Below are 13,843 nucleotides of genomic sequence, written 5' to 3'. Positions count from 1 at the left end.
TCATCATGTCGGTGGTCATCGGTGGATCTTTCGGTCTGGAGTTGGGGTTCGCAACCCAGACCCTAACCGAACATCCCCGGTGACCACCTCTGCCTCGACCTACACCACGTCCGGGGACACGATCCGAGCAGGCGATCCGTCATCTTCAGGGCTTCGTTGGCACGCTGCAGGTCGATGGCTACGCAGGTTACAAGGTCCTGGCCGAGCGTAACGCGGTCAGCCTGGCGTTCTGCTGGAGCCACGTCCGGCGCAAGTTCTACGAGCTGGCCCAGACCGGCCCCGCGCCGATCGCCAGTGAAGCCCTGCTGCGCATCGCCGACCTCTATCGCGTCGAGGCTGATATCCGTGGCCGTACCCCCGGAGCGCCGGGACGCACGGCAGGAAAAGAGCAAGCCGATCATCGACGCCCTCGAGCCGTGGTTACAGCAAAAGCTCGCTTTGATCAGCCAGAAGACCAAGCTCGCCGAGGCGATCCGCTACGCGCTCTCGAGCTGGGCGGGGCTTGGCCTCTTCCTCGACGACGGGCGCATCGAGCTCGACAACAACATCGTCGAGCGATCCATCCGCCCTCTGGCACTGACGCGGAAGAATGCCCTGTTCGCCGGCTCCGATGGCGGTGCCGAACACTGGGCCGTCATCGCCTCGCTCGTCGAGACCTGCATGTGTGGATGGCCTCCGCGGTGCAAGGCATTTCTGAGCTAATTGCGCGAGTGTTCGGCGACATGCATGTGTCCGGCCTACGTAAGGCGGCACAGCCGGCCGCCGGCCCAGATGAGATCCGCGGATCGGGTCCATAACAAACTGACGCGCTCGAAGCGCCTACAGGTCTCCTGGGTGTCCCGATCTCGTCTATCAACCTCGCGTCATCTTCCCATTCAGCGCCGTTGCACCACGATCGCCAGGTCCCGGCTTGGTTCTGGCGGCCGATCTCTATGCCATTCGATATGTCTCCTGCCGTGTCATGATCGCCCAAATGATCCGCGCCGTCTTGTTGGCCAGAGCCACCGCAGCGAGCTTAATCGGCTTCCTCGCGATGATCTTGCCCAACCAGCTTTCCGCGAAGCCCTCCTTGCTGCGCGACCATCGGATCGTAGCCATGGCACCGATCACGAGCAGTCGCCGTATAGTTCGATCGCCCATCTTGGTAATCCGACCGAGCCGCTCCTTACCGCCACTCGAGTTTTGCCGAGGAACCAGGCCAAGCCAGGCCGCGAAGTCGCGTCCGGATTTGAAGCCGGCAATGTCTGGTACGCCGGCAAGCACTGCGGACGCAAAGGCCGATAGTGGTACCATGTCACCGTGGACATTGCGGACGTTGAGGCGCAGCAGGTCGGCCGCCTGCATGCGCTGGCCCGCCTCCGCCTGAACGCTCACGCGCTGCATGCGTCCGACATTGGGAAGTCGTTCACGTAGGAAGAGCCGAGATTGGCAGAGATGGTGGCGTTGATATCGGCGAAGGTGACGCCGAACGTGTTCGCCTTCTCCTGGTCGATGATGAGAATGACCTGCGCCGCGTCGGCCAGGCCCTCGACGCAAAGGCCGGCAAGGATCGGACTTTGCGCGGCCGCATCGAGCAGTTGTGTGCGAGCGTCAGCCAAAGCCTCCTGTCTGAGGCCGCCGCGATCCTGCAGGCGGAAGGTGAAGCCGCTCGAATTGCCGAGACCCTGGATCGGCGGCGGCGACAGCGCGAAGGTCTGGGCATCCTTTATCTGGGCCATCTTGGCCATCTTGGCATTGATGCGTGCCGAGATGGCATCCGCGGAATCCTCGGGGCCACGCTCGCTCCAGTCCTTCAGCGTGATGAAGGTGAGCGCGGCATTTTCTCTGCTTGACAACCTCCAGGGTGACCATGAGGTTCATCAGCGCCAGCCGCCGCGCCGCCTTGGCCGGCAGGGAGGTGTCGCACGATCGCGCGGCCGAGCACCAGTCCGGCGCAGCCGCCGAGGGCCTGAAGCAGCCGGGCGGCGACCAGCGCATGGGCGTCGGGCGCGAAGGCGCAGCCGATACTGGCCGCCGTGTAGAGCAGCAGGCCGCAGATCAGGATGGGACGGCGCCCGAAACGGTCCGACAGTGGGCCGTAGACCAGTTGCCCGGCGGCGAGGCCGAGGATGTAGAAGCTCACCGTGGACTGCATCGAGGCGAAGCTGGCATCGAGTTCCAGCGCCGCGCGCGGCAGGGCCGGCACGAAGATGTGCATGGCCAGCGTGCCGCTGAAGGTGAACAGCGCCAGCAGCCAGAGCGGCGGCACACGCAGCGCGCCCGACCCGCCCAGGAGGTCGGAGCCGCTTCCCGCCAGCGGGCCGGGCAGACGTATCGTCATCGCAGGATCATTCGTTCGTGGCGGCGGCGGGCATGCCGCCGAGAGGGATCATGATTATCATTGCTACATAATAATTAGCATGATATCAATTTCGTTATGAACGATATCGACACGCTACGGCGTTCCCTCACTGCACAGCTTCTGCAGGCGGGCCGACAATGGCGGCGCATCGCCGAGAAGGAGCTGGAGAATCTGAGCATCTCGGAAGCCTGCGCGGCGCCGCTGCTGTGGACCGGGCGGCTCGGCGGCGGCGTGCGCCAGGTCACGCTGGCGGCTTATGTCGGGATCGAAGGCCCCTCGCTGGTGCGCCTGCTGGACCAGCTCGCCGCCTCCGACCTCATCGTCCGCAAGGACGATCCCACCGACCGACGCGCCAAGACCATCTGGCTGACGGATGAGGGCGAGCGGCTGAGTGCGCGGATAGAGGAGCTGCTGTCGGAACTGCGCGGGCAGGTCCTCGCCGATGTCGACAAGTCCGACCTCGACGCGACACTGCGCGTGTTCAAGGCGTTCGACGAGGCATCCGCCCGCGCCGCCACCGAGGAGCTGGCGACGTGAACATGCCCTCGTGGCGGGACTGGCTGTTTTCCGCCAAAGCCCTCCTCGCTTCAATGCTGGCGCTCTATATCGCGCTGGCCTTCGATCTGCCGCGCCCCTACTGGGCGATGGCGGCGGTCTATGTCGTCGCCAACCCGCTGGCGGGCGCCACCAGCTCGAAGGGCCTCTACCGCGCCCTCGGCACGCTGCTCGGTGCCGGCGCGGCGGTGTTCTTCGTGCCGATCTTCGTCAACGCGCCGGAACTGCTCAGCCTCGTCGTCGCGCTGTGGACCGGCTGCCTGCTCTACATCTCGATGCTCGACCGCACGCCGCGCAGCTACGTCTTCATGCTCGCCGGCTACAGCCTGCCGCTGATAGCGCTGCCGGAGGTCGGCACCCCCGAGGCGATCTTCGACGTCGCCCTGGCCCGCAGCGAGGAGATCATCATCGGCATCACCTGCGCCAGCGTCGTCGGCGCGGTGGTGTTTCCGACCAGCGTTGGCACGGCGCTCTCCACTCGCATATCGGCGTGGCTCGACGATGCCGCGGGCTGGGCCGGGGAAATCCTGCGCGGCGAGGGCGCGCTACCGGCAACGCCGCTGCGCCGGCAGAAGCTCGCGGCCGACATCGCCGGGCTCGACCTCGTCATCAGCCAGCTCTCCTACGATGCCGCGACGCGCGACGTGACCCGCCATGCGCGCGAGCTGCGCGGACGGCTGCTCATGCTGCTGCCGCTGCTTTCCTCGCTCGCCGACCGCCTGCACGCGCTGAAGGACGAGAAGGACGTCCTGCCGCCGGACCTTGCGGCGCTGCTCGCCCGCGTGGCCGATTGGCTGAGGCAGGGGCGCGGCGGCGAACCGGAGCGGGCCGAGACGCTGGTCGGCGACATCGTCGCACTGCGCCCGCCCGAGCCCGTCGACTGGCAGGAGCTCATTCTCGCCAGCGCCCTGGACCGGCTGCAGGAGATCGTCGATCTGTGGAGCGACTGCCTGACGCTGAAGGACGACATCGAGCGCGGCCGGCATGCCGGCGCCTGGCGCCCGCGCTTCCGACACCGCCGTGTGGTCGCCCCGGCACGCCACTACGACTACGGCCTGCTGCTCTTCTCGGCGGGATCCTGCGTGCTGGCCACGCTCATCGCCTGCGCCTTCTGGATCGCCAGCGGCTGGGCGAACGGGGCCAGCGCGGTGATGATGACGGCCGTCGCCTGCTCCTTCTTCGCCGCGATGGACCGGCCGGCGCCCTTCATCCGCATGATGACCTTCTGGTCCGCGGTCAGCCTCGTCGTCTCGGGCGTCTACCTGTTCGGCATCCTGCCGCATGTGCACGAATTCGAGATGTTGGTGTTGGTGTTCGCGCCGCCCTTCCTCCTGCTCGGTATCCTCATCCCGCGCCCGCAGTTCAACATGCTGGCCATGCTGCTGGCGGTGAACACCGCGTCCTTCGTCGCCCTGCAGAACCGCTACGGCGTCGATTTCGCCCTCTTCGTCAACGAAGGTTTGGCGGCGGTGAGCGGTCTCGGCTTCGCCCTCGTGTGGACGCTGGTCACGCGGCCTTTCGGCGCCGAGCTGGCAGCGCGCCGCCTGGTCTGGGCGGGATGGGCCGACCTCGCCGAGACCGCCGCGGGCGCGCGCCGGCAGGATCAGGAGCGTCTCGCCGGCCGTATGCTGGACCGGCTCGGCCAGCTCGTGCCGCGCCTTGCGGCTATCGAGGACCGGGAGCTCGCCAAGGTGGACGGCTTCGCCGAGGTGCGCGTCGGCTTCAACATCCTCGAATTGCAGAAGGTGCGGCGACGGCTCGATCCGGCCTGCCGCGCCTCGGTCGAGGCGGTGCTTGCCGGCGTGGTGGAACTCTATCGCCAGCGGGTGGCGCGGCGCGGCCTCACGGAGCCGTCTGCCGGCCTGTGCGCGGCGCTCGATGAAGCGTTGCACCGCTCGGCCGAGCAGACGGGTGCCTATGGCCGCCATGCCGTCGACGCCCTTGTCGGGCTGCGCCGGGTGTTCTTCCCCGGCACGCCGGGCCCGGCCGGCGGCTTTGCGCCCCGCGAGCACAGCCGGCCGATCCTCATGGCGGCGGAGTAGCCGATGCCCGGCGAGATCGATCTCTATGGCGTCTACGTGCCGAACCTCCTCGTGCTTGCGCTGGCGACGCTGCTCGTCAGCCTCGTCGTGCGGCGCGCGCTCGCTTGGTTCGGCGTCTATGGCTTCGTCTGGCATCGCGGGCTGTTCGACGTCGCTCTCTATGTCGTTCTGCTGCAGAGCATGTCCCTGCTGTCCCGATGGTGGCTGTCATGACCTTCTCCCTGCGCGGCGCGATCCGCGTCGGCCTCACGCTTGTCGTCCTTCTCGCAGCCGTCGGTGCCGCGCGCGAGCTCTGGGCGCATTACATGGACGAGCCCTGGACGCGCGACGCGAAGGTGCGCGCCGATATCGTCGGCGTGGCGCCGGATGTCTCGGGCTTCGTCAGCGAGGTGCTGGTCCGTGACAACCAGGCGGTGAAGCAGGGCGACGTGCTCTTCCGCATCGACCGCGCCCGCTTCGCCATCGCGCTGGAGCAGGCCGAAGCCGCCATCGAGGGCCGCAAGGCGACGCTCGAACAGGCACGGCGCGACCGCGAGCGCTATGAGCAGCTCAAGGACGTGGTCTCGCAGCAGAAGACCGAGCAGATGCGGATGCAGGAGACCGAGGCCGCGGCCGCCTATCGGCAGGCGCTGGCGGACCGCGACCTCGCCAGACTCAATCTGGAACGGTCGGAGGTGAAGGCTTCCGTCAACGGCACCATCACCAATCTGAGCCTGCGGCCGGGCGACTATGTCACCGCCGGCACGCCCGAGGTGGCGCTTGTCGACACCGACTCACTGCGGATCGAGGGCTATTTCGAGGAGACCAAGCTCGCGCGGATCCGCGTCGGTGCGTCCGTCACCATCCGGCTGATGGGCCAGCCGGCGGCGCTGGATGGGCATGTGGAGAGCATCGCCGCCGGTATCGAGGACCGTGAGCGCACCGTCGGCAATGGGCTTCTCGCCAACATCAACCCCACCTTCAACTGGGTCCGCCTCGCGCAGCGCGTGCCGGTCCGCATCGCCCTCGACCACGTGCCGGACGGAATCGCGCTCGTCGCGGGGCTCACGGCCACGGTGTCGATCAAAGACTGACAGGTGGGCTGAAGCTGCTCTTGAAGTGGCGCCTTCTTGAGAATCCCCGGAAAAACCTCAGCGACAAACACGCCGCCGATGATGAGCGGAGCAAGCGACCTGGCCAAAAGGAGAACCTAGATGCCGTAATGGGCCGGCGTCTCGCCATCGACTAAGTCCGGACCCGGCAGCCGTCCGGACGTAGGCTCAGGCGCCGAGCAGCAGACGCGGGCAGCCTCAATCGAACACGATTACCTGCCGGATGGCCGTGCCCTCTGCGAGGCGCTCGAAGCCCTCATTGATCTCCTCGAGTTTCAGTCGATGGGTCATCAGCTTCTCGATGGGCAGCCGACCATCCATCATCATCGCGGCAAAACGCGGAATATCGCGGATGGGCACACAGGAGCCGACATACGAGCCCTTGAGCGTCTGCTCGCCCACGGTCAGCGACACCGCCGGAATCTTCAGTTCTGCTGCCGGATTGGGAAGCCCCGCGGTGACAGTCGTGCCGCCGCGCCGCGTGATGTCATAGGCGAATTTGAGCGCCGGCACCGCGCCAGCAAATTCGGCCGCGAGATCGACACCACCGGCGGTGATCTCCTTCACCCTTGCAATGGCGCCTTCCTCAGATGGGTCGACCGCATGGGTCGCACCAAGCTCAAGCGCGGCCTTGCGCTTCTCAGCCGATAGGTCCGCGGCGATGATCTTGTTCGCGCCTCCGGCGACCGCGCCAAGCAGGGCCGCCAGGCCGACACCGCCAAGCCCGACGATCGCACAGCTCTGGCCCGCCTTGAGTTCGCCAGAATTGAGAACAGCGCCGACCCCGGTGAGGACCGCGCAGCCCAGCAGCGCGGCTTTGTCCAACGGTATGGACTTGTCGATCTTCACGCAGGAGTTCTCGGACACCACGGCACGGGTGGAGAAGGCGGAGACGCCGAGATGGTGGTTGATCGTCACGCCCTCGCAGGTGATGTGCTTGGACCCACCCAGCAGGGCTCCCTTGCCCGCAGCGACCGCCCCCGGCTCGCACAGGGCCGGGCGGCCGCTGGCGCAGGGGACGCAATGGCCGCAGGACGGCACGAAGACCATGACCACATGGTCGCCGGGCGCAAAGCGCGTCACGCCCGGCCCAACGCTCTCGACGACACCCGATGCCTCGTGGCCAAGCGCGACCGGCATGTCGCGCGGCCGATCGCCGTTGATGACAGACAGGTCCGAATGGCAGAGCCCCGCAGCCGCCATCTTGACTACGAGTTCGCCGAAACCGGGTTGCGACAGTTCGGCTTCGATGATCTCGAGCGGACGCGTGGTGCCGTAGGGACGTTCTGCGCCCATCTTGCGCAGGAGCGCAATCTTCGTTTTCATGGCTGCTCTCTATCACTCTATGTTCAGGCAGAGATATTTGATTTCCAGATACTCATCAATGCCGTAGCGCGAGCCCTCGCGCCCAAGCCCGGACGACTTGACGCCGCCGAAGGGCGCCTCTGCCGTCGAGATCAGTCCTGTGTTGACGCCGATCATCCCGGATTCGATCGCCTCCGCGACACGGAAGACCCGGGACAGATCGCGACTGTAGAAATAGGCGGCGAGACCGAATTCCGTCGAATTGGCGACATCGATCACCTCCGCCTCCGTTCGGAAGGAGACGACCGGCGCCACGGGCCCGAATGTTTCTTCCTCGAGAATCCGCATGCCGGGCCGCACGCCGGACAGAACAGTCGGCTCGAAGAAGGTTCCGCCAAGATCGGAGCGCCGGCCTCCCACCTCGACCTTCGCCCCCTTCGCCAGCGCATCGGCGAGATGTGCCTCAACCTTCGCGAGCGCCTCCGCGTCGATCAACGGTCCGATCGAAGTATCCGCCGCCGTGCCCGGGCCGATGCGCAGAGCGCTTGAAGCCTTGGCCAGTTTTTCCGTGAAGGCCTCCGCAATGCTCTCCTGGACATAGAACCGGTTGGCGCAGACGCAGGTCTGGCCCGAGTTGCGGTACTTGGCGATGAGCGCCCCCTCGACGGCCTTGTCCAGATCCGCGTCTTCGAAGACGATGAAGGGCGCATTGCCACCCAGTTCCAGCGACAGCTTCTTGATGTCATGCGCGCACTGACGCATCAGGATGCGGCCGACTTCGGTGGAGCCGGTGAAGGTGATCTTGCGAACCTTCGGGTTTGTGCAGAGCTCCAGCCCCATACCAGGCGCATCACATCCAGGGACGATGCTGAGCAAGCCCTTGGGAATGCCCGCCCGCTCGCCAAGCACCGCCATTGCCAAGGCGGAGAGCGGCGTCTTCTCGGCGGGACGGCACACGAAGGCACAGCCGGCGGCCAGCGCCGGGCCGACCTTGCGGGCGATCATTGCATTGGGGAAATTCCAGGGCGTAATCGCGCCGACCACGCCGATCGGCTGCTTGAGGACAATGATGCGCTTGTCGCGCTGATGGCCCGGAATGACATCGCCATAGACGCGGCGAGCCTCCTCCGCAAACCACTGGATGAAGCTCGCACCATAGGCAATCTCGCCGCGGGCCTCTGCGAGGGGCTTGCCCATCTCGGCCGTGAGGATGCGTGCGAGATCCTCCCGGTTAGCCATCATCAGCGCCTGCCATTCAAGCAGGATCGCGCATCGCTCCTTCGCAGAATAGGACGCCCAGCGCCTCTGCGCCTCGAAGGCCGCGTCGATCGCGGCACGTACGTCGTCCCGCGTCAGATCGGCGACATCGGCAATGCGGTGCCCCGTCGCAGGGTCGATCACCGGATATCGGTTGGACGACCCGCGCCATTCGCCGGCCACGAAGCCATCGGTCGCCAGAAGCGTCTTGTCCGAAAGTTCAAGCACGATATGTCCTCCTAATGACACAAAGCCGCCTTGGCGTCGGTTTCGCCTCCCATAGATCCGCGTGGGGCGGACGATGGGCGGTCGTGAGTGCGTTCCAGCCCCTCGTCATCAACCTAGCTGCCCTCAGCGGCCGAACGAGAAGGCCATGAACGCGACAAGGCCAAATATGACGGCCGCGGCGATCGTCAGCCGTTGCCGCCTCTGCATTTCCAGGATGCGCACGTCCCGCCGGGCGAGCGGTCGGGCGCGATAGGGCTCGACCGTGACCACGGCGCTCATTGCCAGGCCGATCTTGTAGGACAGGAACCAAACCAACCCGAGGCCGAGAGCCCAGAGCATCACCATCCAAGCCCAGAGCGAAGGCATGCCGAGCAGAAACGCGTCGGCGGCGGCCGGCGCGCCAAAGGCGACGTTTCCGAACAGCAGACCCGGGCCCGCGGCCAGAAAGAACCACGCGAGAACCGCTGCCCAGGCGCTGGCGCTGAGGCCTGAGTTCTGTGTCGTCCTACCCGTCGCGGCGAGGACGCGCCGCGCATCGGCCCGCTCCTCGCCGACCGGCCAGCGCTGCGTAGCAGCCGAGACGAGGAGCGCGGCGGCCAGATTGGCCGCAAGGCCCCAGACGGCGGAGTTGAGCGTCCAGGGCCAGCGTCCCCAAGGTAGTTCGAGACCTAGGAAGCTGAGCACGGCATAGCCTAGCGGTTCCGTGAGCAGAACCGCGGCGAAGCCGGCGCCCACGCCGACGACAGCACCTTCGCGGGTGAGCCGGCCGATCCACGCGATTCCGACCAACGGTACGAGCAGTTGCACGGCGAGCGGCAGGGCGACGCCGCCGAGCGCGGAGAGGGCGACAGGCGCCAGGACCTGCAGCAGAAGCGAAAGCAGAGCGAGCAGGCCGGCGACGATGCGCGTGAAGCCAACCGTCTGCGAGCGCGTAAGAGTGCTATGAAGCAGCGGCTTGTAGAGATGACGCACGAGGTTCTCGGCGGCAACGAGCAGGCCGAGACCGGCCAAAAGCTGCACCCCGGCAATGATCGCGACCAGCAACCATCCCGCGAACCAGGGGGAGGATGAGGCCAGCGCCTCGAGGATCGCGATGATGGACAGCGACGGTGTGACGAGCCCGCTCGCTCCGATGATGGCGACTCCGATAGCGACAAGGCTTCCGAACACCCCGGCTGTCACCCAGGTCTGGCCCGCCGCGAGCCCGGCCGGGCTGCGCGTTGACATGACGACCTTGAGGGCGAGTGGGTTGGCTCCGAGCCCCATCAGCGCGACGAATAGGCCGAAACTGGCCATGGCCGTGGGCACGGCGCCTGCGTCTCCGCGTCCCAGTCCGGCCGTAAAGCGGATGACACCGGCGACAAGGAATCTGGATGAGTCGGCCGGATCGGCTGCGAGCGCCTTCAGCGCTCCGTTGAGCCCGCCGAATCCGTCGAATGTGATCAAGACAATGCCGGCAAAGACAGCCGTACCGAATCCAAGGAGAACGGTCTGGATCGCCCCGATCGAACCTATCGCGCGAAGGCCGCCGATCGCCACATAGGCGAAGAGCAGCACGGTGAGGAACGCCTCCGAGACCGGCGCCGAGACGGCACCGTCGGTAAGTGTCGAGAGGAGCTGGCCGACGGCACGCAACTGCAACCCGGCGAAGCCAACCGCCATCAGCGTCGCCACCGCCGTGCTCGCCAACGCCAGGAAATCGCTTCGATAGTAGCGGCGCAGGAGTTCGGCATCGGAGGAAAGGCCCAGTCGCCGCGCCACGAGCCATATCCGCTTGAACAGCACGACACCCGGCAAAGCGACGGCGATGCCGCCGACAAGCAGGCTCGCCAGAGAGAAGCCGCCGCGGGCGATCTCCTGCGTGCCTGCCAGCAGGAACCACCCCGACATGCCGAGGCCGGCCAGCAGCAGGGCCGACATCCATGGCGGGAGGTCATGCCCAGCGGAGAAATAGCGCGCGTCATTCCCGTTCTCGAGAAAGGCGAGGCGCGCGAAATACAGACATGCCGCCGCATAGGCGAGTATGGGAAGCGGAAGCCAGATCGACACGTCGGCACTCATCTTCCGTTCCCACCATTGCCGGATGGCGCCGGGTGGTGAAACCGCGAGAACGCGCCCCGCATGCCGTAGCGGGTCGACAGATAGACCAGGAAGCCCATGGCCAGTGTGAAGAAGGCAGCGAGGCCCGAGAGATAGTCCGTGGGCGAAAGCTCGCCGCCCACCCATGCGGTAACGAACAGCGCCGCGAACAGGCCGAATCCTCCTATCCCCAGCGCAGTCTCGGCCCGGCTGAAGCCCCGGCCAAACACGGCGTTGACGACGATATGAGCGATGAAGGCGGCGCAAATGCCACCGATGCCAAGCAGCGCTATGGGCAGGGAGTCGCGTACGAAGCCTTCGACAAGGCCTCCCGCGCCAAGAAATCCCGGCCCGGTCCAGATGCAGAACATAAGGACGGTGCGTTCCGCGCTTGCACGTGTCGACATGTCGCTTTCTCCGAGTGTCATTCGCGCCTGCGGCTCCTTGGCCGGCCGGTTCTTGTCGGATCCGGCCGGCTCGGAATGCGGCTGCGATCTGGAGTCGATCACTTACCGCCGCTGGACTTCGGCGGGTTCGGCTTGTCCGACGCGCTTGCGGGATCGGTGTAGACGATCTTGGAAAGGTCCTGCAGCGTTTGGGTACGATGCAGGCTCTCTCCCGTCAGGCCTATCTCGCCGAGAAGCTGGTCGACGAAGGGGGCCTGCGAGCGATAGCGCAGCGCGGAGGTCACGACCTGCTCGGCAAGGTTGCCGTCGCGCGGCGTGTCGTTGCCGCCTCCCCCGCCGCCATCCGCGCTCGAGAAGCCAGGAAGCCCCTCGACATGAAGGATCTTGATGCCCTCGATCTTCTCCATCGGCTTGACGCTCTCGCGGATGATGGCCGGCAGATTCTCGACGAGGCGCTGATGAAGGGCGCTGCGGCGGCTGGCGTCGGAACGCAGGTTCTCCGCCGCATTGAGCTTCTCCTTGCCCTCCGCCTCGACACGAAGCCTCTCCTCGAGCGCTGCCACGGCGATCCGGTCGGCATCCGCCTTGTCCGTTGCCGCAGCCTTTTCGGCCGCCGCGAGAATGCGCAGACGTGCCGCCTCTGCCTCCGCCATCCGTTCCGCTTCGATCAACTCGATCGTCTTCTGGCGATTGGCGATCTCGGTATCGCGCAGTGTCTGCACGCGCTCGGAGGCTTGGACCATGGTCGCGCGAGCCTCTTCGGCTGCCGCCTGCGCCTCGGATCTCTCTTTCGACTTCAGCGAGATCGCGATCTCGCTTCCTTGCTCCTCGATCTGAAGAGACTGCCGACGCTGGATCTCGAGCCGCTCGATCTCCTTCTCGATCTCGATGCGGGTGCGTTCGACGCTCTCACGCTCCTTGAGCTTGATCTCGTCGGTCTCGCGCTCACGGGCCGCATTGGTTGAAGCGATCTCCGACTTGCGCTGTGCGCGCTCCACGGCAACCTCGGCCTCGTGGGCCATCTTGGCGTATTCAGTGTCGCGCGTGATCTCGAGCGCCCGCTTTTCGGCTTCGAGATTCTTGGTGCGCATCGCGATCATCGTGTCCTTCTCGATGTCGTTGCGCTTCTTCTTGCGCGACTCGATCTGCTCGGTGAGGCGCGTCAGGCCTTCCGCGTCGAACGTGTTCGAGGGATCGAAGAGCTGGATATCGGTCTGGTCGAGTGACGTCAGCGATACGGATTCGAGCTCGAGGCCGTCGACGGTGAGCGACTCCGCCACCTCCTTCTTGACCTCGCGGACGAAATCCTGCCGGTTCTCGTGGATCTGTTCCAGCGTCATCTTGGCAGCCGCGCCACCCATGGCGTCGACGAAGCGACCTTGGATCAGGTCCTTGAGCTGGTCGGCCTTCATGGTGCGGTTGCCGAGGGATCGTGCGGCGGTCGCGACCGCCTCGATCGTCGGGGCGACTCGGACATAGAACTCGACGGTCAGCTCGACACGCATACGGTCCTTCGTGATGAAGGATTTCTCGCGGGCTCGCGTTACTTCCAGACGCAGCGTGTTCATGTTGACTTCGGTGAAGTCATGCAGGATCGGCAGCACTAGGGCGCCACCACCCATCACAACCTTCTCGCCGCCGAAGCCGGTCCGAACGAAGGAGATGTCCTTCGTCGAGCGCCGGTAGAGCCAATGCAGGAGATAGGCACATATGGCGATGACAATTGCGGCAAGGATGATGACCGCGATGATATCTGCACCCTTCATCACTCTTCCCCCATTTCCTGGATATCGATACCGGACCTCGGCTGCGTGTTGTTCATGCTAGGCATTCTTTCCGTCCGCTCCCGATAGGATGGCGGTCGCGAGCAGCGCGGCGCCGAAGATCGCGATGTTGAGGAGATCGGCGACGTTGTAGGCGATGCTCAGTGCGCCATCGTCCTGGTAGCCGCCGAAGGATGTGATGAAGTTGCCGAGCGGGTAGATCGCCCAGCCCACTGTGACGATCAGGCGAAGCCAGAAATAGCCGCGCCGCAGGAGCTCGTCCGTGGACAGCCGCACTGCCTCGTCCATCCGGCCGAAATACAATTCGCCGAGGATGTAGAGCCAGAAGACGAGGCCAATCAGGAAGGCCAGCGTCGCATGCATGTAACCGGCCTCACCCAGATAACGCGCGAAGACCATGAGCACGCTGACGATGACCAGCCGCCAGAACAGTCCGACCGACTGCTGTCCTGCGCGCCCGGCGAGGAACCAAAGAGCCAGGACCAGCAGCGGCAGTGAGATGATCCAGCCGGCATAGTGATAGAGCACCGGGATCTTCCCGGACGCAGCGAGGGCAAGGCGCCCCTCGAAGCTGGCCGCTGCCGCCGCGAGCAACGCAAGCGCGCACAACGTCACCGGGATGCGCAAGCTCTTGTCGACCCAGGTCGAGCCGAGTAGCAGCAGCACCGCCGCGACCGCAAGACCAAGGAAGTTCGAGAGATAGCTTGCTGCCGCCAGATCGCCCGTCTCGAAGACCGTCATTTCAATTCTCTCC

11 protein-coding genes and 3 pseudogenes are annotated in these 13,843 nt (G+C 65.7%); 5 read left to right on the top strand and 9 right to left on the bottom strand.

All coding sequences use genetic code 11. The features are described 5' to 3' along the window. Nucleotides 1–89 precede the first annotated feature (89 nt). Nucleotides 90–702 (top strand): annotated as a pseudogene (locus ACO2RV_RS22550) (IS66 family transposase). Nucleotides 703–930: 228 nt separating this feature from the next. Here ACO2RV_RS22550 and ACO2RV_RS22545 read toward each other — a convergent pair. The 3 genes and pseudogenes from ACO2RV_RS22545 to ACO2RV_RS22535 all read right to left on the bottom strand — a co-directional run. Further along, nucleotides 931–1,236, bottom strand: a pseudogene (locus ACO2RV_RS22545) (transposase); the annotation flags it as partial. A 9-nt stretch (nt 1,237–1,245) separates the two neighbouring features. Further along, nucleotides 1,246–1,829, bottom strand: a pseudogene (locus ACO2RV_RS22540) (efflux RND transporter permease subunit); the annotation flags it as partial. Next, complete coding sequence (locus ACO2RV_RS22535; RefSeq protein WP_423296482.1) at nt 1,793–2,197, bottom strand: MFS transporter; 405 nt, start codon at nt 2,195–2,197, stop codon at nt 1,793–1,795. The gene ACO2RV_RS22535 and the pseudogene ACO2RV_RS22540, both read right to left, overlap by 37 nt. A 219-nt stretch (nt 2,198–2,416) precedes the next feature. On the opposite strand from ACO2RV_RS22535, the gene ACO2RV_RS22530 reads away from it, so the two are divergent. Genes ACO2RV_RS22530 through ACO2RV_RS22515 form a run of 4 tightly spaced genes read left to right on the top strand, consistent with a single transcriptional unit; the run spans nt 2,417 to nt 6,011 of the window. Then, a complete protein-coding gene (locus ACO2RV_RS22530; RefSeq protein ID WP_423296478.1) occupies nt 2,417–2,878 on the top strand; it encodes a MarR family winged helix-turn-helix transcriptional regulator in 462 nt (153 codons plus the stop codon). Next, complete coding sequence (locus ACO2RV_RS22525) at nt 2,875–4,938, top strand: FUSC family protein (protein WP_423296477.1); 2,064 nt, start codon at nt 2,875–2,877, stop codon at nt 4,936–4,938. The genes ACO2RV_RS22530 and ACO2RV_RS22525 overlap by 4 nt, the downstream gene beginning before the upstream one ends. A gap of 3 nt (nt 4,939–4,941) precedes the next feature. Next, nucleotides 4,942–5,151, top strand: a complete 210-nt coding sequence (locus tag ACO2RV_RS22520; protein WP_423296476.1) for a DUF1656 domain-containing protein — start codon at nt 4,942–4,944, stop codon at nt 5,149–5,151. Next, complete coding sequence (locus ACO2RV_RS22515) at nt 5,148–6,011, top strand: efflux RND transporter periplasmic adaptor subunit (protein WP_423296475.1); 864 nt, start codon at nt 5,148–5,150, stop codon at nt 6,009–6,011. Before ACO2RV_RS22520 ends, ACO2RV_RS22515 begins: the two co-directional genes overlap by 4 nt. 216 nt (nt 6,012–6,227) lie before the next feature. Here ACO2RV_RS22515 and ACO2RV_RS22510 read toward each other — a convergent pair whose 3' ends face one another. The 6 genes from ACO2RV_RS22510 to ACO2RV_RS22485 all read right to left on the bottom strand — a co-directional run bounded on the left by ACO2RV_RS22510 (nt 6,228) and on the right by ACO2RV_RS22485 (nt 13,830). Then, nucleotides 6,228–7,355 carry a zinc-dependent alcohol dehydrogenase family protein gene (locus tag ACO2RV_RS22510; RefSeq protein WP_423296474.1) on the bottom strand — a complete coding sequence of 376 codons (1,128 nt, stop codon included), beginning with the start codon at nt 7,353–7,355 and terminating at the stop codon, nt 6,228–6,230. A 12-nt stretch (nt 7,356–7,367) separates the two neighbouring features. Continuing rightward, nucleotides 7,368–8,822, bottom strand: a complete 1,455-nt coding sequence (locus tag ACO2RV_RS22505) for an NAD-dependent succinate-semialdehyde dehydrogenase (protein ID WP_423296481.1) — start codon at nt 8,820–8,822, stop codon at nt 7,368–7,370. A 120-nt stretch (nt 8,823–8,942) separates the two neighbouring features. After that, the gene (locus tag ACO2RV_RS22500; RefSeq protein WP_423296473.1) at nt 8,943–10,880 is read right to left on the bottom strand and encodes a sodium:solute symporter family transporter; all 1,938 of its coding nucleotides are present in this window, start codon (nt 10,878–10,880) and stop codon (nt 8,943–8,945) included. Then, the gene (locus ACO2RV_RS22495; protein ID WP_423296472.1) at nt 10,877–11,305 is read right to left on the bottom strand and encodes a hypothetical protein; all 429 of its coding nucleotides are present in this window, start codon (nt 11,303–11,305) and stop codon (nt 10,877–10,879) included. Before ACO2RV_RS22495 ends, ACO2RV_RS22500 begins: the two co-directional genes overlap by 4 nt. Before the next feature lie 98 nt (nt 11,306–11,403). Continuing rightward, nucleotides 11,404–13,071, bottom strand: a complete 1,668-nt coding sequence (locus ACO2RV_RS22490) for a flotillin family protein (RefSeq protein WP_423296471.1) — start codon at nt 13,069–13,071, stop codon at nt 11,404–11,406. 57 nt (nt 13,072–13,128) lie between these two features. Beyond that, a complete protein-coding gene (locus ACO2RV_RS22485; RefSeq protein ID WP_423296470.1) occupies nt 13,129–13,830 on the bottom strand; it encodes a bacteriorhodopsin in 702 nt (233 codons plus the stop codon). Nucleotides 13,831–13,843 lie beyond the last annotated feature (13 nt).

Source organism: Ancylobacter sp. VNQ12 (genome assembly GCF_049445835.1).
Taxonomy (GTDB): domain Bacteria; phylum Pseudomonadota; class Alphaproteobacteria; order Rhizobiales; family Xanthobacteraceae; genus Ancylobacter.
The sequence above is the reverse complement of the archived record's forward strand: the minus strand, read 5'-3'. Positions and strand labels throughout refer to the sequence as shown.